Origin of the sequence: Haladaptatus sp. SPP-AMP-3 (genome assembly GCF_049568665.1) — an archaeon.
In the GTDB taxonomy this organism is placed as follows: domain Archaea; phylum Halobacteriota; class Halobacteria; order Halobacteriales; family Haladaptataceae; genus Haladaptatus; species Haladaptatus paucihalophilus.
In genome coordinates, this window is record NZ_CP145897.1 from 2445760 (window position 1) to 2466093 (window position 20334).

Here is a 20334-nt window from a genome sequence, read left to right on the forward strand (position 1 = left end):
TGAGTCCGTTCGCTTCACTCACGGAGAACAACGGCGAATCCGCGGTTGTGTCGTCGGCCTATTTCTGACGGTTGTGAAAATACGGGTTTCCGGCGGTTGGTCGCTGACTGATTCTGGCGGGTGTGTCCATTCGAGAAACGACGCCGTTTGTCCGGTTTTATTTCGTCGTGAAATCGACCTGCCATCCGAGAACTATTTCCCGCGTCGAAGGAGGTGTCTTTTTCACGTCCGACGGTGCGGAGTTTCGTATGCGAGTAGACCTCGGCAACGCCCTCGACTCCGTTGCCTCGCCCGGCGTCTCGCGCGATGCACTCTCCCGTTTGGACGAGCGCGTCGCCGACGCCCACGAACGAATCGAAACCGGACGAGCGAACGACGAACACGGCTATGCGGCGCTAAACCTCCCGGAAACGACGGATACCGACGAAATCCGGTCCGCGGTCGAACCGTTTTCCGACGCCGAGACGGTGCTCACCGTTGGCATCGGCGGCAGCGCGCTCGGCGCGGCGACGCTGGCCAACGGTCTCGACTCCGACGTGGACGCCTACTTCCTCGATAACGTCGACCCCGAACACGTCGCGTCGCTCCTCGACCGACTCTCGCTTTCTGATACGGCGGTCAACGTCGTCTCGCGCTCGGGCACGACGGCCGAGACGCTGGCGAACTTCCTCGTCGTCCGCGACGCGATGGAATCCGCGAACGTGGACTGGACGGACCGCACCTTCGTCACGACGGGCGGGGAGGGGAACCTCAGGAATCTCGCCGACCGACACGACCTGCCCGCGCTCGACGTTCCCGACGGCGTTCCGGGTCGCTTCTCGATGCTCTCGACGGTCGGCCTCGCCTGTGCCGCCATTCAGGGCCACGACATCGACGCCGTTCTCGACGGGGCGCAAGCCGAGGCGAACCGGCTTGCGGGGTCGCTGTTCGAATCGCCAGCCTACGCCTACGGTGCGACCACCTACGCGCTCGACGAACGCGGCGCGGGCATCAACGCGATGATGCCCTACGCGGAATCGCTCGAAACGTTCGCGGAGTGGTTCGCGCAGTTGTGGGCCGAGAGCCTCGGGAAGGACGGACTGGGCCAGACGCCGGTGCGGGCGCTCGGTGCGACCGACCAGCACTCGCAACTCCAACTGTACCGCGCCGGACCCAGCGACAAGATGGTGACGTTCGTCCGGCCGACGGAGCGCGCCGACCGGTCGATTCCGGGAACCGACCTGTCCGGCCTCGAATATCTCGGCGGCGGCAGTCTAGGTTCGCTCCTCTCGGCCGAGTTCGAGGCGACCGAAGCGAGCCTCGCGGCGTCGGGACAACCGAACGTCCGCCTCGAAATCGACCGCGTAGACGAGTACGGACTCGGCGAACTCTGTTACTGTCTGGAAGCGGCGTGCGTCCTCGCTGGCGAACTCTACAGCGTCGAGACGTTCGTCCAACCGGCGGTCGAGTGGGGCAAGCGCGCCGCTCGCGGCCTTCTCGGTGGCGGCGACTTCGAGGAAGCGGACGAAGTTGCAGAAAAATCGACGCTTACCGTGGAATAGCTGCGTTCACAAAGCATTTACCGGCCCGCAAACTTTCATCCTATATCCCTTGCGTCGAACCCTGAACGGCGCATTTTCAGTATGAACAGGCGACATTTAATTCGGATGGTGTTTGTGGCAATCGTCGCTCTCTCGACCGTTTCGGGCGTGACGAGCGCACGCGGCGGTACCGCGCTCGACGCGACGCGAAAAACCCCGCTCAGCCACGACCAAACGACCGCGAACAACAGTTCGGTTTCGATTTATCACGAGGATGTTCCTCTCGTTCTCACCGCTGCAGGCAATCAGTCTATCCGTGGAAACACGACGCTCGACCCCGGCACGGAGCTCGAAATGCAGGTTCACGCCACGAATCGGTTCTTCATGTCAAAATCGATGGTGGTGGCGTCCAACGGCACCTTCGCCGCGACGTTCAACTTCTCCGAGTACGAATCCGGCACGAAGTTCGGCGTCACCGTCGGCCGTCCGCGCAATAACTCGACGGACGTCGGCGCGCTGACCGTCATCGATGGCGTCCTCCGAAGCCGGACAAACGAGTCGGTACGGCGTTCGACGACCACGGCAACCGCCACCACCGAAGCCGGGACGATGACCTCGACGACCGCCGCGTCGGACGAATCGGACGCGACCGCCAGCACAACCGGGACGACGAGCACTGAGACCGAGAGGGTGGCCGAGGCACCGACCGAGAGCGAAGGGCAACCCGGATTCGGCGTTCTCGTCGCCGTCATCGCCGCCGTTGCCCTCGTCGGTCTCGGTTTCGTCCGCCGAATCGACTGACCGGTCGGAGCACATTTACCGCCGGGGATACATTTTTCGGTATGGAAGACGGTACCGCGACGGGGGTCGGCGAGTCGTCTCCCCCGCGCTCGTTCGAGGGGATGGTGCGTGCAGTGCTCCAAAGCGGCGCGCTCGGATTCTCCGGATTGCTCGCCATCTCCATCTGGGCGTCGATACTCGTCTCGCTGGCGGGCGGTGAGAGCGTCGGCGTGATGGTACGCTCCGCGCTCAGCATCGTTTCGCTCGGCCTCGGAACCGGCACCGTCGCGCTCGTATTCCTCCGCGTACGGGGAATCGGTCGCTCGTATCTCGATTTCAAACTCCCGACCCGGCGCGACGTCGGCTACGTCGTCGTGGGGATACTCTCTATCTTCGTGCTGATGTCCGTCCTCTCGTTCCTGCTGACCGAACTCGGCATTCGGACGGCCAGTCACAGCGTCGAGCAACAGGCGAAAAGCGGCAACCCGGACATTCTGCTGCTCTTCGTTCCCCTCTCGTGGCTTGTCATCGGACCGTGCGAGGAGCTGCTGTATCGAAACATCATCCAAAAGTCGCTGTACGATTCGTTCTCTGACTACGGAGCGGTCGCGGTCGCGAGCGTCGTGTTCGCGCTGGCGCACGTGCTCGCCTACGCGACGGGTTCGACGCCACTCCAACTGGCGGGGACGCTCGTCGTCATCTTCTTCCTCTCGCTCGTCCTCGGAACCGTCTATCTAAAAACGGATAATCTCACGGCCTCGGCGCTCGTCCACGGGACGTTCGACGCCATCGTGTTCGGCGTGATGTATCTCCAGTTTGCGGGATAAATCCGGTTACTCGTGGTCTCCGCTCGGTCAATTGGGGTTCTTTCGTGAGAGCGGGCTGCCACAAATCGGGCACCGGTCTTTCTTCTCGTCGAACTCCCGGCCGCATCCCGAGCACTGGAACGACCAGTCGCGCTGTTCCTCGATACCGTCCTGTGCGATGACTTCGACGGAAACGTCCAGACGGTCGGCGACGTTCTGCATCGCGTAGTCGTCGGTGACGAGGGTCCCATCCAGTTCGAACGCGGACGCGACGAGTCGGATGTCGGTGTCCGAGAGCACGTCCAAGTCGCCCGTGTGGTCCGCCGCCCGGCGTACCTTCTCGACGGCATCGTCTCGTGGGATGTGAATGTGCATTCCCGAACCCTCCATGGCGTCGAACCGGAAGGCGTGTTCGCCTTCGAGTTCCTCCTGAACCATCGGAATCGACGCTGTCTGTTGGGTGGTGTGATACTCGTTGATGAAGGCTGAGGAGTCTAAAACGTACATTTACCGCTGAACGACGATGTAGTCTTTAACCGCTTGCACTCGGTTTACGGGTAGTTCGAAATGACCGTCCTCGTTCGTTTCGAGGTCGACGGTGTCGGTATCGAGCTGTTCGTCGGGTTCGACGACGAGGCTGGACAGCCCCCCCGTCTTCAGGTTCATGGTGATGTTGTAGAGCATTCCCAGTTCCGTACCGTCCGAACCCATGACGGCCTTTCCCGAGAGGTTTTCCGCGAGTATGCTCGGCATACGAGGTGATTACCGACCGCTACTACATAAACTCCACGGGGAGTAGCCGCCCGCTTCGAATGAATTCGAGGCGAATCGGTGGACGGCCGGACGAGCGTGGCGATGGAGTTAAATGCCGTGCGGGGCTGTTCTGTGATAAGAACTTCTCCCGGGTGGTAGGTATGTCGGACACAGATACACACGAAACGGAAACTCGGTCCCTCAGGACTCCCATCGTCGCAGTCCTCGGTCACGTCGACCACGGCAAGACCAGCCTGCTCGACAAGATCCGAGGCTCGACGGTCATCGAGGGCGAGGCGGGAGCGATTACACAACACATCGGCGCGACAGCCGTCCCACTCGACGTGGTGTCGAAGGTCGCCGGGAAACTGGTCAACCCGGACGACTTCGACCTGCCAGGGCTGCTCTTCATCGACACACCGGGTCACCATTCGTTTACGACCCTTCGGTCGCGTGGTGGCGCGCTGGCGGACATCGCCATCCTCGTGGTGGACGTCAACGACGGCTTCCAGCCACAGACGGTGGAGGCCATCAACATCCTCAAACAGTCACAGACGCCGTTCATCGTCGCCGCGAACAAGATAGACACGACGCCGGGATGGAACCCCGAAATGGACGCCCCGGTCCAGAAGACGTACGAGGCCCAGAGCGACCGCGCGCGCTCGACGCTCGACAGCAGCCTGTACGAACTCATCGGCGAACTCAGCGACGCGGGCTTCTCGGCGGACCTCTACTGGCGTGTGCAGAACTTCCAGAACAACATCGGCGTCGTCCCCGTCAGCGCCGAGACGGGCGAGGGCGTCCCCGACGTGCTGACGGTGTTGATGGGGCTGGCCCAGCGCTACATGCGCGAGGACATGGAAATCGACGTGACCGGACCGGGTGCCGGAACCGTCCTCGAAGTAAAAGAGGAGAAGGGCTTCGGGACGACCCTCGACGTGGTGCTGTACGACGGCACCGTCCGTGCGGACGAAACCGTCGTCGTCGGCGGGATGAACGAACCCATCGTGACGGACGTTCGCGCCCTGCTGAAACCGCGACCCCTCGCCGAAATCCGAACCGAAGACCGGTTCGAGAAGGTCGATTCAATCGCGGCGGCGGCAGGTGTAAAAATCGCGGCGCCGAATCTGGACGAGGCGATGGCGGGTGCGCCCGTCCGCGTCGTCCGCGACCGCGAGATCGAGGACGTCATCGAGGAAGTCCAAGCCGAACTCGCGGAAGTCGAGGTCAGCACGCAGGAAGAAGGCATCGTCGTGAAAGCCGACACCCTTGGAAGCCTCGAAGCCATCGTGAGCACGCTCGAAGAGGAGGAAATCCCGGTCATGCGCGCGGAGGTCGGCGACGTCGCCCCGCGCGACATCCGCTTTGCGACGACCGCGGAGGAGCCGAAACACCGGACCATTCTGGCGTTCAACGTGGACGTGCTCGCCGACGCCGCGGACGAAGCGGAACAGCGCGATATCCGACTGTTCGACAGCGACGTCATCTACCAGCTCATTGAGGAGTACGAGGAGTACGTGGACGAGATGGAGCGTGCCCAACAGCAGACCGTCCTCGACAACATCACCCGTCCGGCCCGTTTCCGCATCCTCGAAGACCACGTGTTCCGACAGAACGACCCCGCCGTCGTCGGCGTCGAGATAATGTCGGGAACGGTACGGAACAACTCCTTCGTCGCCAAGTTCGAGGCGAACGAACCGAAACGCGTCGGTACCCTCAAGGGAATTCAAGAACAGGGCGACGACGTGGACGAAGCCCGCGCGGGAAGCCGCGTCAGCGTCGCCATCGACGGGCCGACGGTCGGCAGGCAAATTGACGAGGGCGACGAGCTGTGGATCGAACTCCCCGAGAAACACGCCAAGATTCTTGAACAGGAGCTCTCCGAGGACATCCCCGGCGACGAACTCGAAGCGCTCCGGATGTATCTCGACAAACAGCGCAAACGCGACCCGTTCTGGGGCAAGTAATCCCGCACAGTCACCACGGGGCGAGGGAGTTACGTTTTAGTTTTTCGCGGTAATAGTATCCGTTGGAGGTATCAATCGTGCGTGTGAGAAACCGACTCGGTAGCCGTATCGCTCGCGTCCCGGTTTCGTACTACGACTTCGTTCTGTTCGCCGTTCCGCTCGTCTTACTCGCGGGGCTAGTTGCGGTAGCGGTGTTCTCGATTCCGCTTCACGTCGGCATCACCGTCTCCGGCATCGTGTCGGTGGCCGTCCTCGCCGACGCGATGTTCGTTCGACCGCCGTCCAACCGGCCGCCTAGCGGGCGGTCGGCGTAATTTTGTTCTCGACCGCCTGTTTGACTTGGAGGGCGGCACTGGCGGCGAGGCCGCGGGCAACCTCGTCGCGCTCCTCGGCGTCGATGAGTTCGTCGTCGTCGAGTTCGTGTTTCTCCGGTTCGAACCCGGCGCTGACGATGTGACCGACGGGGGGTTGCACCGAGACGGACGCCTGCGGACCGGTGAGACTGTTCGTCACCTGCGAACCGATGACGTACTCCTCGGGGAGGTATTTGCGAGTCAACGTCGCAATATCGGCGACGCTATCCCGGAGATGGCGCCGCTGCTCGGGGGTAAGTTCGTCGACGTCGACGGACGCGCGCTGTCCGGCCTGCGTCACGTCGGGAATGCCAGCGTAGGGAGTATTTCCATTCATGCGGTCTGCTACCCTTCGATAAGGGCGAGCACGGTATAAACCCGTCGTCCCCGGAAACTAACAAATCGGCTCGCTCTCGCCGTACACCGCGAGGACGAGGGCGGTGACGTACGTCCCGGACTCGGCGTCCGCGGTGACGATTTTCGTCCCCTCGCCGAAGAAGTCCCAGTCGCGTAGCTTCCGACCTGCCGCCAGTCCGGCCCGAACGCGTGCTTCGATTTCCGCCGCGTCGGTTTCGCCCGACGCCTCGTAGAACAGTCCCGCGCCGTCGCTCTCGCTCCATCCCAACCCGGCGGAGACGTGCCCCGGTCCGGCGCGCGTCGCCCGCGCTTCCACCACGGTCAAGCGATTTCCGGCCGAGCCGAGGTCGGGCGCGGTGCCGACCGTCTCGACCGGCGTGTCGGCGGGGATGACCGACGAGACGGAGACGAGGTTGTAGTTGTGGACGTTCGCGTCCGCCAGCGCGGCGTCGTAGGACGACATCTTCGTCGGCCCGCTCGCGGTTCCCCAGACGACCCGAATCGTGCTCATGTTCGATGGTCGGGTCGTCGCGCGAAAGGGTCTGTCGATTACCGTTGGACCTCGACCGAACTCCCGAGGTATTTCGAGACGACCTCCGACACCGAATCCGCCTTGAACGCGGCCAAATCACCGTCGATTTCCGCCTTCAGCGCGTCGTAGTACTCCTCGTCCGTCTCGAACGCGCGGTACTCGACGCTCGTTACGGGGACTCCGAGCGCCTCGCTCGTCAACTTCCGGAAGTAGCGCTCGTCGCCGATATCGCCGCGCCAGAGGTTGTCCCGGAAGAACTGCCAGCCCTCCTCCCCGGGCGGGTCGGCGCGCCGGTAGAGGCGCGTCTCGAACTCCCGCGGTTCGAGCGTCACGCCCGACGCGTCGGGGTCGAGTCGGAACCGAACCGCGAAGACGTAGCGGGCGTCCATCAGCGCACGTCGTCGAAGCGCTCGGCCATCTCCACGTCGGTATCCGTGATGCCGCCCTCCTCGTGACTCGTCAACCGAACTTCGACTTCCTCGTATCCGATGATGATTTCGGGGTGGTGGAACTCCTCCTCGGCGACTTCGCCGACCTCGGAGGCGAACGCGACCCCCTTCAGGTAGTCGTCGAACTCGTAGGTTCGAACGATTTCGTCGCCGTCGCGTTCCCAGTCGTCCGGCTTCTGCTGTTCTATCTCCTCGTCCGAGAGCAAACTCGCCATAGGCTCCCGGACGGCGGGAATGTAAATAAAGGCATTCGCCAGCACCCACCTTTTGCTGCGGTCGGGAGCCGAGATCCGCGCCGTTTGGCGCGGATCTCGGCCTACCTCCCTGACAAAAGCTGGACCAAAAGCACGGCGTCACCCCACTTCCGTCGCTCCTTTCAGTCGCTCCGTCGGGGGTTCCTTGGCCCGGAAAATCTCCGATTTTCCGGTTGGGTTACTAGCGACTGACGGTTGTGTCACTGGCCGCTCTTAGCGGTCGTGTCGTCTGCCGCCCCGGAGAAATCTCTCTGTCGAGCGCTAAGCGGTCGTGAAAATGCGCGTTGCAATCGTCAGTCGTCCGCGGTCGATTCGAGGTGTTCGGCCACGAACGCGGGTGGGTCGTCGCGGAACTCGGGGTCGAACAGTTGGAGCGCGGTGTTGATCGTCGTCCAGTCGTCGTTCGCGGCGGCGTCGCGGAGGCTCTTGGTCGGCGGTGCGAGGAGTTGCGAGACCAGCGCGTCGGCCAGCGACTCGACGATGGCCCGCTGCTCCTCGTCAAAGTTCTCCGATTCGAGGCGCGAGAGCGCCGTTTGCAGTTCGCGCTCCTTGACCTGCTCCGCTCCCGCGTACATCTCGGCGATCACTTCGTCGGCCCGCTTTCGCTTGTACTGTTCGAGCAAGTTCTCGAACTCGCGGTCCACCATCGCCTCGACCGCTTGTGCGGCGGCGCGTCGTCGCTCGCGGGTTTCGTCCGTCACCGATTCGAGCGCCTGCATGTCGTGAACGATGATGTCGTCGAGCGCGGAGACGGCGGGGGACACGTCGCGCGGTTGGGCGATGTCCACGACCAGCGTCTCGCCGCAGTCGTCGAGCAGATCCGCATCGAGGACGTGTCCGTCGCGTCCGGTCGCGGTGATGACGACATCCGCGCGCGGCAGACTGGCCGGGAGCGCGTCCAATCCGACGGCGCGGGTGTCGGGCAGGTACACTGCCTCGGCGACCTCCTCCGCGCGCTCGATGGAGCGGTTGGCGACGATGAGCGTCTCGACTCCGGCCTCGGCGAACGCGTGGGCCGCGATGGTTCCCATCTCCCCGGCACCGATGACGAGCGCGGTCGCGCCCGCCAACTCCGAGTGGTCGCTCACGAGCGTCACGGCGGCGCTGCCGACCGAGACGACGCCCTCGTTGATGGCCGTCTCGGTGCGCGCGCGCTCGCCGACGTGAATCGCCTTCGTCAGCGCCTCCTCCAACATCGGGCCGACCGCGCCGATTGCGCGCGCCGAGGTGTAGGCGTCGCGCACCTGTCCGATTATCTGGTCCTCGCCGAGGACGAGCGATTCCAGTCCCGCGGCGACGCGGAGGAGGTGCCGGAGGCTCTCCTCGTGGCTCATCTCGATGACCGCCGAGCCAGTCACGTCGGGGACGAAATCGGCGAGCACCGTCCGTCCCGTCGCCGGTGCGTCCGTGACGACGTAGGCCTCGAAGCGGTTGCACGTCTGTAGGACGAATGCCTCGGAAACCTCCGGCTCCTCGGCGAGTCGCGCGACGGTGTTCTGCTGGTCGGTGTGACAGGCCGCCGCCACGTCGTCCAAACTGGCCCGGTCGTGGGAGACGCGGATGCCCGAAATAACACCAGTGCTCGGCGTCACAGGTTTTGCCTCCGGTGAATAGAAAACATACAGTTCATACGAAACACTCCGGACGTTCTTATCACGTGGTTAGGAAGGCGCGTACGTAAAGCCTTCTAACTCGTCTCGCTCTTCACTCCTCACTCGCCCCGCTCTTTACCCCTCGACGCCCGTTACCTCGAAGCCGAGGTCGCGGATGCCCTCCAGTATCGCGTCCTGGTCGGCGCTGGCTTCGTAGTAGAACACGATGTCGAACGTTCCGTCGCGGAGCAACTGCTGGCACTCCCAGACGAACTCCTCGTCGTCGAGCGTCAGTCCTTGGTGCTGGTTCGACGAGAAGTCGGTGTCGTCGGTTCCGGAGTAGACGTAGGTGTCGCGCGGGTCGTGGCCCGCTTGTTCCGCGATGATGTCGCCGACGTCCACCGACGCTTGGTGCATCTCGATGTCCTCGTCGCTCCCGAGGTAGGTGTGGACGATGGCCCCGTTGAGTTCTATCTCTCCGGGTTCGAGCAGTCGCTTCGTGCGCTCGTAGAGGTCGTCGTCGATAACGCTGTCCATACTCACGGATACGTGGCAGCCGTTATACGACCTACGGTTACCGCCGCTGCTCAAAAATCGTTGTTTTCGCGCGGCAGCGTGAACTCCCGCGAGAATCAGTTTCTACTGATACCGTTTACAGGCGCTGGACGTTGGTCGCCCGCGGTCCTTTGTCTGCCTGTTCGATGTCGAATTCGACTTCCTGCCCTTCCTCGAGGTCCGGGCCACCGACGTCTTCCATGTGGAAGAACACGTCTTCGTCAGAGTCCTCAGTGTCGATAAAGCCGTAGCCGCCGGTGTCGTTGAAGAAGTCAACCGTACCTTTCGCCATTGCGTTCTACCAAAGTAATCCCATACTTAAAAAGCTATGCAACTCCCAATGATCATTGTGAGCACACACCATGATTCTCGGAGGACAAGGCTGATACTCGTCGGGTGAGTGGAAGGGAACAAGACGATGTTGAGGTGGGTTCGGCGACAGCTGGAAACGGCCTACGAGCGGCAGTTACGGCGAAGCGTCTCGGGCGCACCCGCGCACGTCGCGGTCATTCAGGACGGCAACCGACGCTACGCCAGCAAACAGGGCGGGGAAGCCTCGGAGGGACATCGCGAGGGGGCGAAGACGACCGAGCGCGTCCTCGACTGGTGCGACGAAATCGGCGTCGAAGAACTGACGCTGTACACTTTCTCCACCGAGAACTTCGATCGCCCCGAACAGGAGAATGAGTCCTTGTTCAACCTACTCGAGGACAAACTGTACGAGTTCGCCGACGCCGAGCGCGTCCACGACAGCGGCGTCTGCATCCGCGCTATCGGCGACGTCCAGCAGCTTCCTCCCCGCGTCAGGGAGGCCATCGACTACGCCGAGCGGCAAACCGGCGACTACGACAACTTCGTCCTCAATATCGCGCTCGCTTACGGCGGCAGAAACGAACTCCTCCGCGCGGCCCGCGACGTCGCCCGCGAAGTCGAATCGAACGACTTGGACCCGGAAGAGGTCTCCGTCGAAACCATCGAGTCGCGGCTCTACGCCCGCCCGGTTCGGGACGTGGACCTCATCATCCGAACCGGCGGCGACGAGCGGACCAGCAACTTCCTGCCGTGGCACGCGAACGGCAACGAGGCCGCCGTGTTCTTCTGTACGCCCTACTGGCCCGAGTTCTCCAAAATCGACTTCCTCCGGGCGGTCCGAACCTACGAGTCGCGCGCACAATCGTTCAGGCAGGCGAAAGTCCAGCGCGCGCTGGCGCTCGTCCGTGCCGTCGGCGGCGTGGAGTTGGACGAAGCACGCTCCGTCTTGCACAAGTTCGCCGAGTACGTCCCCGACAGTGCGACGGTCGAGGAGGTAGAGGGCGGCGACGAACGCCAAACGACGAAATAAGACTGCTTTCTACACCGAGTCCAACAGCGAGTCGCCCAACCGTCTCAGCGAACCGATTCCGCCCGTCTCGACGTTCTTCGTTAGCGGCTTCGTACTCGACGCGACGATTGGGGTGCCGCTCACCCGGAGATGCGCGTCGTGAATCTCCGTCCGTCGGCCGCTCTCGATGGTGATGCCGTCTCGACTGCCGAAATGGTGTTGAACGGTGACGTCCGACAATCGGCACCCGTCCCGCCCCGCGAGGAGGATGGCGGTTCCCTTCGGGGCGGCACCGTAAATCGAGACGTTCTCACAGGTGACTTCGTGGTTCGCCGGAAGGTGGTCCATGCTCGGCATCGTGGTCGGGTCGTATTCTGTTGTCGGCGTCCGGACGTGAATGGCCGGAACGCTGTGGTTGGTCTGAATCGCGGTGTTCGTGATTCGGGCGGTCCCGAACTGCTTTTCGACGACGATTCCCCCGGAGCTGTACGTGCCCGTCAGGTCAGTAATCTCGACGGTACAGTTGTCCACCTTCGCGTTCGTCCCCTCTTCCAACCAGATCCCCCGCATGTTCGGCTTCACCTCCGGGTTCCGCGGGTCGTCGATACGGACGGTTGCTCCTTCGACCCGCGCGCCGCTCGTCCCGCCGCCGATGCGTATCTGGTCGATGCCGTTGTTCGCGTACGTTCCGCCTCGCACGAGGAGCGGGCCGGAGTGCGGTGACGCGTACAGTCCTTCCGCCCAGTGTTCGACCCGACAATCGACGAACTGAAGCGACCCGTCGCCGCTGTGAGTGAAGATGGCGTTCCCTTTTTTCGACCCGCCACGCATGCGGACGCGCTCGACGAGCAGCGACGCGGCGCGCTTCGGAACTTCGAGTTCGAGACCGCTCCGCGGGGTCGTCCCGTGGTGTCCCTCGAACGCGAGGTCCCGGAGGACGTTTCGCTTCCCCGCGACGGAGAACGCGACGACTGGTGCCGCCGCGGAGTCCGCGTAGTCGAACGTGAACCCGTCGAACAGGAGGTTCCGAACCCGCTCGCCGTAGATCCAGTTGCCCCGCTCTTCCGGTGGAACGAGCAGCGTGGCGTCGTTGCCGACGAACCCACAGTTCGAGCGGCCGGAGAGGTCGAGCTCCGTGAGTCGATACGTTCCGGGCGGAAAGTAGAACAGCGCGCCGTCGCGCATCGACCGGTTCAAGACGTCATCGACCGGCTCGGTTCCCGTCCCGTCCGCACCCAGTTCACCGACGTCGATGATCGCCCCGAATCGGTCGCGGTACGGACCCACGACGGACTCCTTACCCGGGGGAGACCGTCCGCCACAGCCCGCGACCGCCGTCGAAAGCGCGACACCGGTCGCTCGGAGATACGCTCGTCTCCTCGTCCCGTCGCTCGGCGTCCCCATCCCAGTCGGTTTGACCGTCGGATTCCATTTGAGAATTGGGGACGTAACGGATGTGGACGAAGCTGTCGGGAATATAAGCGGACCCTGTAACGCCAAAATCTGAGGTGCCCCGTCGGCTGAGCGACCCTACCGTCCGAACCGCCGCTGTCGATTCTCGTGATTCGAAGTCGCACCGACGGTCGAAACGGTCGGACGCGCTCCCCCGTCCGTCGTACATAGCCGTTAGAGCCGCGAAGAAGCGTATACGCCGACGAGAACACAGATTCGACTGCAAAGGTACGCGGTCGCGTACAGCGCGCTCGACGACGGCTGATAGAGCAGTAGAATCGCGTACGTTCCGAAGGTGAACGAGAACCCGACCGTCCTGACGCGAACCGAGTCGCTCAGTCGTGTCCGTCTATCCTCTAACTGCTGTGTGAGGAAGGGAACGACGCCGCCGAGGAGCACACCCATCGCGATTCCCGCGTATGCGGGGTACGTCGGCGACGGGAGTCCGGCGTCGAACACACGTGTCACGCTTTCCACGTCGCTCAGCAGGTATGCGAGGAGGGCGAAGACGATGAGCACGCCACCCAACTGCACGACGTTCGCTACGACCGAGGGCGTTTCGGTCAGGTCGAACTCCACGTCCGAAAACCGATCCACGGCCACGAAGAACGCGGCCCCGAGAAGGACGGTTCCCGCACCGAGGGCTGTACCGACGATATCGTCGATAATCGCGCTGAGGGCCAGTAGAACGACGCCAAGCGGAACCAGTGCCGCCGAGAGGAGCCGTCCGAGTCGTGTTCTATCCACACACGTTCTGTTGGATAGATTCACAAATACGTTCGGATATCAGTCAAAATGGTGAGTACTCGACCACCCTCTCGTTCGCTACCGTCCGAACCGCCGCTGTCGATTCTTGTAATCGAAAATCGCGCGCAGATAGTCCCGTTTGCGGAAATCGCGCCAGTTCACATCGGTGAAGTACAGTTCGGAGTACACCGACTGCCAGATCATGAAGTCAGAGAGGCGCTCCGCGCCGGTTTTGATGACGAGGTCGGGGTCGGTCGGGAAGACCAGCCGGGACTCGATTTCCGACTCGTCGATGTCGGCGGCGGAAACCGTCCCAGCCTCCACGTCCTCCGCGACCGCGCGGACCGCCTCGGCGAACTCGTGTTTGCCGCCGAGTCCGATACTTATCTGAATCGGCGCGTCAGCGGGGGTGAGGTCGTCGGGTCCGCGAACGGCGATGGATCGGGGCGCGCGGACGTTCTCCAGTTCGCGTTCGAGGGTCGGCACCGCGCCCGAATCCAGCACGCTCACGTAGACCGTGATGCGTTCTGCCCCGTAGTCGAACGCCCACTGGAAGAACGATTCGAGCGTCTCGTACGCGCCCTGTTCCAGCAGGTCGCGTTCCGTGATGACGACGGCGACGTGGCTCGGCGGGTCGGCATCGTGTCGTCGCACGCGGGCCGTGAGGTACTGGTCGTAAAGTCCCACTGCGGCTAGGTTGCCACTATCGACGCTTAAACGTCACGCCCTGCGCCGTTCGGGAAGATTAAGTGCCCGTCCGCGAAAACGAAACTCGTGACTTCGAGCATTCGGCGGGCGACGGCCTTCGCGGCTATCGCCACGCTATCCCTCGCCGCATCGGTGCTGGTTGCGGGTGTGGCGGCGCTGTTCGCCGCGGTGGGTGCGGTCGCGCTCGTCATCGACGACGGCCCGTTGTTCGACCTCTTCGCACGGCCGAGCGACCGCAGTGAAGGACGATTGCGCGGACTCGCCGCGTTCTCCTTTGCGACCGCCGGACTCGCCATGCTCGTCATGCTCGTCGATTTACCGACGAGCGTCTTCGCCGCCGCCGTCTGCCTGCTCGCCTACGGAAATCTGACGGAACAGCTCGTCAGAATCCGGAGCAACGCGACCATCACCGCGACGGCCGGGTTCACGGTCGGCGGGTTCCTCGCGGCCGTCGTCGCACAGGTATTCGTCCGAAGCGTCCAAGGCAGTCCCGTCGAACCGGCGATTCCCGAAATCGTCTTCCTCGCCGCGAGCGGCGCGCTGTTGGCCGGGCTACTCCGGTCGGTCCTCTTCGAGCGCGACGACCCGTTGGTGATGTTCTCCGTCGCGCTCCTGCTGTGGCTCTTTACCGACCTCACGATGACCGTGACGGAACTCGACATCGTGCTCGCAATCGCCATCACTGTCGGCTTCGGCTACGTCTCGTGGGCGCTCGATACGGCGTCCGTAACCGGCATGCTCACTGGCATCCTCCTCGCGTTGCTCACCATCGTCCTCGGCGGCTACCCGTGGTTCGCCGTCCTCATCTCCTTTTTCGCGCTGGGCGGACTGTCAACGAAGTTCAGATACGAACAGAAGCGGGAGAACGGCGTCGCGGAAGCCAACGAGGGCGCGCGGGGCGGCGGAAACGTCCTCGGGAACGCTGCCGTTGCGCTGGTCGCCGTCCTCGCGTTCGCCGCCAGCGACCGGCTCCCCGTCTCGGAAGCCGTCTTCCTCTTCGCCTTCGCGGGGAGCATCGCGGCCGCCATGAGCGACACCCTGTCGAGCGAAATCGGCGGCGTCTTCGACAATCCGCGACTCATCACGACGTGGCAACCGGTCGAACCCGGAACCGACGGCGGCGTGACGTGGCAAGGCGAGGTGGCCGGGGCGTCCGGCGCGACAATCGTCGCGCTCATCGCCGTCGCACTGTTCGGTTCTATCGGCCCGCTCGGCGGTGCCGTCATCGCGCTGGCCGGTATCGGCGGCATGACGGTCGATAGCCTCCTCGGCGCGACGGTCGAAGGTGAGGGTGTCGGCAACCAGAGCGTCAACTTCCTCGCGACCCTCTCGGGGGCGCTCCTCGGTGCCGGACTCGCGTTGCTGGTGGGTCTGGCGGCGTGATTCGACCCGCGACGGCGGACGACCGTCCGCGCCTGCAACGGATTCGGACGTGGCTCCCCGAACCGACGCCGGGACTCCTCGAAACGGCGATTTCCGGGGTCGGGTCGGTCCTCGTCTCGACGGCCGACGGCGTGCCGGTCGGCTACGTTCTCACCATGGTCGCGGACGACGCCTACGTCGCCGAACTCATCGTTGAACCCGCACACCGCGGAGAGGGGCGGGCGACGCGACTCCTCGGCGCGACGGTCGATATGGCTCGGGACCGGGGCTGCGACCGCGTTTCGTTGACGGTGCACGAGGAAAACGACGCCGCACGGTCGCTCTACGAGTCGCTGGGATTCGAACGCCGCGGACGGGAACCGGACTACTACGCCGACGGCGGCGACGGATTACTGTTCGAAAAGCGGTTGTGAGGATTATTCGCTCAGGAGGTCGTCCGCGGTGATGATGCGGACGGTCGTCGGCTTTTTGACGAATTCGCCCTCCTCTCGGGCGATAATCTGCTCGACGCCGCGCTGGGCGGACACGTCGAGGATTCGCTGGCTCAGGCGACCGTCGATGACGACGGCGTGCGGGACGGTCTCCGAGTCTTCGATGGTCGCAAACGCTTCGTCCGCCGGTGCGTCCGCGAGGACGCCGAAATCGTCGTCCAGCAGTCGCACGGTGTCCGTTTTGCCGTCGATGACCGCTTTCGCGTGCCCGCGAACCGTCATCGGTTCGCGTTCGGCGCGCGGTTCGGCAACGGCTTCGGACGCATCGCGTTCCTCCGCGTGCTCCTCGGCGTCCGACGATTCGGAGTCGGACACAGACTCCGGGTCGGTGGTCGAAGCGTCGGTTTTATCGGCCGAGTCGGCCTCTTCCGGCGCGTCGGCCTCCCCGACGCTTCCGCTCTCGTCGGCGTCGCTCTCGCGTTCGGGTTCCTCGCGGTTCGCCTCGCCCGACGGTTTGATCGGGTGGGGCACCGTTTCGCTCTCGGTTTCGGGTGCGGGGAGCGTGCTGCCGTCGGTCGCGGCCATCACGGTCCCGTCGGATTCGAACCGTTCGAACCGCCGCTTCTGTCGGAGGGACGCCATCACTTCGTCGCGCGAGAGGTCCTCGACGGACGTCCCCCGCGGAGCGACGGCGACGTAATCGATGTCGCCCACCTGGTCGAGTTCCTTCAGAATCAGGTCCCCTCCCCGGTCGGCGTCGAGGAACGCCGTGGTCGTCCGCTCCTGCGTGAGGTCCGCGACGGTGTCGGGAACGTTCGTCCCCTCTACCGCGATGGCGTTCTTGATGCCGTATCGGAGCAGGGTCAGGACGTCGGATCGGCCTTCCACGACGATGATGGCGTCGCTGTCGGTCACGTTCGGTCCCGCCGGGAAGCCCTCGTATTCGGTGATGTCCTCGACGCGGATGCTCTGGCGAACTTCGTCCAGAATCTCCTGGCTGGTCATCACGCTGTCGTCGAACGAGGAGGAGAGCAGGTCCTTGGCGCGGTCGACCACTTCGCGGCGTTTCGCGGCCCGGACGTCTTCGATGCTGGCGATGCTGACGCTGGCGCGACAGGGACCGACGCGTTCGATGGTTTCGAGCGAGGCCGCCAGAATCGCCGTCTCCACTTTATCGAGGCTGCTGGCGATGGTGATGGTGCCGAACGACTGTCCGTGTTCGCTTTCGATGTGAACGTCGATGCGGCCGACTTTGGATGACTGTTGGAGGTCGCGTAAATCGAGGTCGTCGCCGAGCAGACCTTCGGTCTGGCCGAAGATGGCACCGACGACGTCACTGCGTTCTACCACCCCGTCGGCGGTAATGTCTGCGTGAATGAGGTATTTCGCTGTATCGTCCATGAGTGATGAACTGCCCTCGGGGAGGGCGTGATTGTGATGCGTCCATGAGCGTTGCCATGGATACGTCTCATTGTGGCGCTCCGACGCCCAAATACCTGTCGTCACGGGGGTTCCGTCCGGCGATTTTACCGCATTATTTCGACTAAATTCATCGCCGGTTTAAATTTGACCGATGGGGGGTTCGTTACCCGTTCAACTCCCGAAGGCGTTTCGCACCGTGGTCGAGTGACGCGAGCGGGTCGGTCGGGTTATCGTGTTCGTAGACGAGCCAATCGGCCCCGATTTCCTTCGCCGTATCCACACACGCGGTCAGGTCCACGTCGCCGTCTCCGAGTTCGACCGGTTCCCCGGCGTGCGTGTCCTTCATGTGGACGAGCGGAACGCGGTCGCCCAGAGACCGGAGGAGCGAACGCGGGTCCGCCCCCGCCGCGACGGCCCATCCGATGTCGAGTTCGATTTCGACCTCCGACTCCGAGAGGAAGACCTCGAAGCCGGTTTCGCCGTCCACCGACGCGAACTCGTGGTCGTGGTTGTGGTAGCCGAGCGAGGTGCTGTGGCCCTCCACCCGCGCCGCGAGTTCGTCCAGTCGGCGGGCAGTTTGCGTCGCCGCCTCCCGACTCTCGAAGTGCTCGGCGTCGAGGTAGGGAACGACTACCCACTCGCAGCCGAGTCGATGGTACTCGCGTGCGACCCGTCCGGGGTCGTCCTCCAACTCGCCGATGGGGACGTGGGCCGCGGCGGCCTCCAATCCTGCATCGTCCAGCGCGTCGGCGACGGCCGCCGGGTCCGCGTCGCCCAAGCCCGCGAACTCCACGCCGTCGAAGCCAGCCTCGCCGACCCGCGCGAGCAGATCTGGGAGCGGTTCGTTCAGTTCGCGGAGCGTATACAGTTGAATCGCGGTTCGCGTCATGGGTCCTACGTGCTACCCCGACGGCTTTAGTGGTTGTTCTCCCTGCAACGCTCGTTCCCCGTCTCGATTTCATTCCGTCGAAACCGCATCAACGGGACGGGTACGAACCCGCGTTTCGAAGAGGAATTTTCTTCGAAATACCCCTCCGAACATTTTTGGCAACTCTTATCACCGTCCGTTCATACGTTCGGATAATGGTTAGCAATCTCGGGCGAATCGGTTGGACGGTCGTGTTCACGGTGCTCATCGTGCTCACCATCCCGTGGTTCCTCTGGGGCGACGGGCGGGTCGCGTACGGCTTGCCGGTGTGGCTCTGGTGGCACATCGGCTGGATGGTCGTGGTGTCGCTCGTCTTCACGGTGTTTGCGAACCGCGCGTGGGGCATCGGCATCGAGGAGGGAGCATGAGCGACACGACGCTCCAGTTGGGTATCATCGGCGGCTATCTCGTCCTCTCGCTGTTGATCGGCCTGCTCGCGTATCGGCTGACCGACCGAACCGCGGAGGATTACTACCTCGCCAGTCGGACCTTCGGGACCGTCGTCCTGCTGTTCACGACCTTCGCGACCCTGCTCTCGGCGTTCACGTTCTTCGGCGGGCCGAACGTCGCCTACGGGTCCGGCCCGGAGTGGATTCTCGTCATGGGTCTGATGGACGGCGTGCTGTTCGCCGTGCTGTGGTACGTCGTCGGCTACAAGCAGTGGCTCCTCGGGCGCGAACACGGCTACGTCACGCTCGGCGAGATGCTCGGCGACAGATTCGGGTCGCCCACCCTTCGCGGCCTCGTCGCCGGAATCAGCCTCTTCTGGTTGTTCCCCTACGTGATGCTCCAGCAGGTCGGGGCCGGAACCGCGCTGGAAGCGCTGACCGGCGGCGAAATCTCCTACGCCGTGGGCGCGGGTCTCGTCACCATGTTCATCATCGCCTACGTCGTCCTCTCCGGGATGCGCGGCATCGCGTGGACCGACACCCTGCAGGGCGCGTTCATGCTCGTCATGGTCTGGGCCGCCACGCTCTGGGCGCTCTCCGAGTTCGGCGGCCTGAGCGCCGCGACCGCGGGGATGGCCGAATCGAACCCCGGATTTCTCTCGCTCGGCGGCGGGCCGTACTCGCCCCAATGGATGCTCTCGCAGGCCATCGGCATCGCGTTCGGCGTGGCGATGTTCCCGCAAGTCAACCAGCGCTTTTTCGTCGCTCGCTCGAAGAAGGTCCTGAAGCGGACGTTCTCGCTGTGGCCCATCCTCGTCGTCCTGCTGTTCGTCCCCGCGTTCATGCTCGGCGCGTGGGCACGGGGGCTGCCCATCGACGCCGCGGACGGAAACGTCCTTCCAGTCGTCCTTTCCGAGTACGCACCCGCGTGGTTCGCCGCGCTGGTCATCGCGGGTGCCATGGCCGCCATGATGTCCTCGTCGGACTCGATGCTCCTCTCCGGGTCGTCGTACTTCACCCGCGACCTCTACCGCCCGTTCGTCAATCCGAACGCCAGCGATAGCTGGGAGGACACCCTGGGACGCATCGGCGTCGCCGTCTTCGCCATCGCGGCGTTCGTCGCCAGTCTCTACACGCCCGGCACGCTCATCGAAATCGGCGGCACCGCGTTCGGCGGGTTCGCCCAACTCGCGCTCCCCGTCATCGTCGCGCTCTACTGGAAGCGGGTGACAAAATGGGGGATGTTCGCCGGAATCATCGGCAGCCAGGCGTTTTACCTCCTCAGCGTGTTCCTGCCGTTCGTGCCGGACACCTACGGCGGGTGGCTCGCATCCGTCGTCGGCATGCTCCTCGGTCTGGTGCTGACAGTTTCGGGTTCCGTCGTGACCTCGCCCGCACCGACCGAAGACCGGGACCTCTACTTCGACCTCCACGCCGACTAGCACGGGATTGGTTTTTTCGGTGTGACTTGTCGAATTCAGTCTCACTGGTTTCTGCACGCCGCTCTCGTTTTGATTCTGGTTCAAACGCCCGTTGTGAGGTGATTACGTCCTCGAAAGCCCCCCGCTCGCTACGGATCACACTTGGGTGTCTTGTGATCGCAGTTACTGAGAAGCAGGTTTCGAAAGCCCCCGT

At 63.7% G+C, this 20334-nt stretch carries 24 protein-coding genes; 10 read left to right on the top strand and 14 right to left on the bottom strand.

Annotation, left to right across the window (positions count from 1 at the left end; translation table 11 throughout):
• Nucleotides 1-248: 248 nt before the first annotated feature.
• The 3 genes from V5735_RS13360 to V5735_RS13370 all read left to right on the top strand — a co-directional run bounded on the left by V5735_RS13360 (nucleotide 249) and on the right by V5735_RS13370 (nucleotide 3127).
• Nucleotides 249-1541 (top strand): glucose-6-phosphate isomerase, encoded by a 1293-nt coding sequence (locus V5735_RS13360; RefSeq protein WP_423743969.1) that lies wholly within the window; start codon nucleotides 249-251, stop codon nucleotides 1539-1541.
• Between the two features lie 105 nt (nucleotides 1542-1646).
• Nucleotides 1647-2321 (top strand): BGTF surface domain-containing protein, encoded by a 675-nt coding sequence (locus V5735_RS13365; protein WP_423743970.1) that lies wholly within the window; start codon nucleotides 1647-1649, stop codon nucleotides 2319-2321.
• Nucleotides 2322-2362: 41 nt separating this feature from the next.
• Nucleotides 2363-3127 carry a lysostaphin resistance A-like protein gene (locus tag V5735_RS13370; RefSeq protein ID WP_423743971.1) on the top strand — a complete coding sequence of 255 codons (765 nt, stop codon included), beginning with the start codon at nucleotides 2363-2365 and terminating at the stop codon, nucleotides 3125-3127.
• A gap of 27 nt (nucleotides 3128-3154) precedes the next feature.
• Here the strand turns inward: V5735_RS13370 and V5735_RS13375 are convergent, their stop codons facing one another.
• Nucleotides 3155-3613, bottom strand: a complete 459-nt coding sequence (locus V5735_RS13375; RefSeq protein ID WP_007976755.1) for an NOB1 family endonuclease — start codon at nucleotides 3611-3613, stop codon at nucleotides 3155-3157.
• Entirely contained in the window at nucleotides 3614-3859 is a 246-nt protein-coding gene (locus tag V5735_RS13380) for a PRC-barrel domain-containing protein (protein ID WP_007976757.1), read from the bottom strand.
• 161 nt (nucleotides 3860-4020) lie between these two features.
• Here V5735_RS13380 and infB point away from each other — a divergent pair, with 161 nt between their 5' ends.
• The gene (infB, locus tag V5735_RS13385) at nucleotides 4021-5826 is read left to right on the top strand and encodes a translation initiation factor IF-2 (protein ID WP_423743972.1); all 1806 of its coding nucleotides are present in this window, start codon (nucleotides 4021-4023) and stop codon (nucleotides 5824-5826) included.
• 77 nt (nucleotides 5827-5903) lie between these two features.
• Complete coding sequence (locus V5735_RS13390) at nucleotides 5904-6140, top strand: hypothetical protein (RefSeq protein ID WP_423743973.1); 237 nt, start codon at nucleotides 5904-5906, stop codon at nucleotides 6138-6140.
• On the opposite strand, the gene V5735_RS13395 is transcribed toward V5735_RS13390, so the two are convergent.
• The 7 genes from V5735_RS13395 to V5735_RS13425 all read right to left on the bottom strand — a co-directional run bounded on the left by V5735_RS13395 (nucleotide 6121) and on the right by V5735_RS13425 (nucleotide 10210).
• On the bottom strand, nucleotides 6121-6516 hold the full coding sequence (locus V5735_RS13395) for a DUF5811 family protein (protein ID WP_007976763.1): 396 nt from the start codon (nucleotides 6514-6516) through the stop codon (nucleotides 6121-6123). The genes V5735_RS13390 and V5735_RS13395 overlap by 20 nt on opposite strands.
• Nucleotides 6517-6573: 57 nt before the next feature.
• Nucleotides 6574-7047, bottom strand: a complete 474-nt coding sequence (locus tag V5735_RS13400) for a pyruvoyl-dependent arginine decarboxylase (protein ID WP_423743974.1) — start codon at nucleotides 7045-7047, stop codon at nucleotides 6574-6576.
• Nucleotides 7048-7085: 38 nt separating this feature from the next.
• Nucleotides 7086-7457 (bottom strand): LWR-salt protein, encoded by a 372-nt coding sequence (lwrS, locus tag V5735_RS13405; protein WP_423743975.1) that lies wholly within the window; start codon nucleotides 7455-7457, stop codon nucleotides 7086-7088.
• A complete protein-coding gene (locus tag V5735_RS13410; protein WP_423743976.1) occupies nucleotides 7457-7732 on the bottom strand; it encodes a 4a-hydroxytetrahydrobiopterin dehydratase in 276 nt (91 codons plus the stop codon). The genes lwrS and V5735_RS13410 overlap by 1 nt, the downstream gene beginning before the upstream one ends.
• A gap of 332 nt (nucleotides 7733-8064) precedes the next feature.
• Nucleotides 8065-9363 (bottom strand): glutamyl-tRNA reductase, encoded by a 1299-nt coding sequence (gene hemA / locus V5735_RS13415; protein WP_423743977.1) that lies wholly within the window; start codon nucleotides 9361-9363, stop codon nucleotides 8065-8067.
• Nucleotides 9364-9498: 135 nt separating this feature from the next.
• The gene (locus tag V5735_RS13420; RefSeq protein WP_423743978.1) at nucleotides 9499-9900 is read right to left on the bottom strand and encodes a DUF5778 family protein; all 402 of its coding nucleotides are present in this window, start codon (nucleotides 9898-9900) and stop codon (nucleotides 9499-9501) included.
• Between the two features lie 115 nt (nucleotides 9901-10015).
• Nucleotides 10016-10210, bottom strand: coding sequence for a cold-shock protein (locus V5735_RS13425; RefSeq protein WP_007976778.1), 195 nt, complete (start codon nucleotides 10208-10210; stop codon nucleotides 10016-10018).
• A gap of 126 nt (nucleotides 10211-10336) precedes the next feature.
• On the opposite strand from V5735_RS13425, the gene uppS reads away from it, so the two are divergent.
• Nucleotides 10337-11260, top strand: coding sequence for a polyprenyl diphosphate synthase (gene uppS, locus V5735_RS13430; RefSeq protein WP_423743979.1), 924 nt, complete (start codon nucleotides 10337-10339; stop codon nucleotides 11258-11260).
• A 9-nt stretch (nucleotides 11261-11269) separates the two neighbouring features.
• On the opposite strand, the gene V5735_RS13435 is transcribed toward uppS, so the two are convergent.
• The 3 genes from V5735_RS13435 to V5735_RS13445 all read right to left on the bottom strand — a co-directional run bounded on the left by V5735_RS13435 (nucleotide 11270) and on the right by V5735_RS13445 (nucleotide 14125).
• On the bottom strand, nucleotides 11270-12643 hold the full coding sequence (locus V5735_RS13435) for a hypothetical protein (RefSeq protein ID WP_423743980.1): 1374 nt from the start codon (nucleotides 12641-12643) through the stop codon (nucleotides 11270-11272).
• 222 nt (nucleotides 12644-12865) lie between these two features.
• Nucleotides 12866-13438: a hypothetical protein gene (locus V5735_RS13440; protein ID WP_423743981.1), complete on the bottom strand. Its 573-nt coding sequence runs from the start codon at nucleotides 13436-13438 to the stop codon at nucleotides 12866-12868.
• A 78-nt stretch (nucleotides 13439-13516) separates the two neighbouring features.
• Entirely contained in the window at nucleotides 13517-14125 is a 609-nt protein-coding gene (locus tag V5735_RS13445; protein WP_007976785.1) for an undecaprenyl diphosphate synthase family protein, read from the bottom strand.
• A gap of 87 nt (nucleotides 14126-14212) precedes the next feature.
• Between V5735_RS13445 and V5735_RS13450 the strand changes: the two genes are divergently transcribed.
• Nucleotides 14213-15529, top strand: coding sequence for a DUF92 domain-containing protein (locus tag V5735_RS13450; protein WP_423743982.1), 1317 nt, complete (start codon nucleotides 14213-14215; stop codon nucleotides 15527-15529).
• Nucleotides 15526-15942 carry a GNAT family N-acetyltransferase gene (locus V5735_RS13455; RefSeq protein WP_423743983.1) on the top strand — a complete coding sequence of 139 codons (417 nt, stop codon included), beginning with the start codon at nucleotides 15526-15528 and terminating at the stop codon, nucleotides 15940-15942. Before V5735_RS13450 ends, V5735_RS13455 begins: the two co-directional genes overlap by 4 nt.
• A 3-nt stretch (nucleotides 15943-15945) precedes the next feature.
• On the opposite strand, the gene dnaG is transcribed toward V5735_RS13455, so the two are convergent.
• Nucleotides 15946-17361: a DNA primase DnaG gene (gene dnaG / locus V5735_RS13460; protein WP_423743984.1), complete on the bottom strand. Its 1416-nt coding sequence runs from the start codon at nucleotides 17359-17361 to the stop codon at nucleotides 15946-15948.
• Nucleotides 17362-17545: 184 nt separating this feature from the next.
• Complete coding sequence (locus V5735_RS13465) at nucleotides 17546-18271, bottom strand: sugar phosphate isomerase/epimerase family protein (RefSeq protein WP_423743985.1); 726 nt, start codon at nucleotides 18269-18271, stop codon at nucleotides 17546-17548.
• Nucleotides 18272-18465: 194 nt separating this feature from the next.
• Between V5735_RS13465 and V5735_RS13470 the strand changes: the two genes are divergently transcribed.
• Together V5735_RS13470 and V5735_RS13475 are read left to right on the top strand one after the other, a co-directional pair.
• Nucleotides 18466-18678 (top strand): DUF3311 domain-containing protein, encoded by a 213-nt coding sequence (locus tag V5735_RS13470; protein WP_423743986.1) that lies wholly within the window; start codon nucleotides 18466-18468, stop codon nucleotides 18676-18678.
• The gene (locus V5735_RS13475; RefSeq protein WP_423743987.1) at nucleotides 18675-20141 is read left to right on the top strand and encodes a sodium:solute symporter family protein; all 1467 of its coding nucleotides are present in this window, start codon (nucleotides 18675-18677) and stop codon (nucleotides 20139-20141) included. The genes V5735_RS13470 and V5735_RS13475 overlap by 4 nt, the downstream gene beginning before the upstream one ends.
• Nucleotides 20142-20334 lie beyond the last annotated feature (193 nt).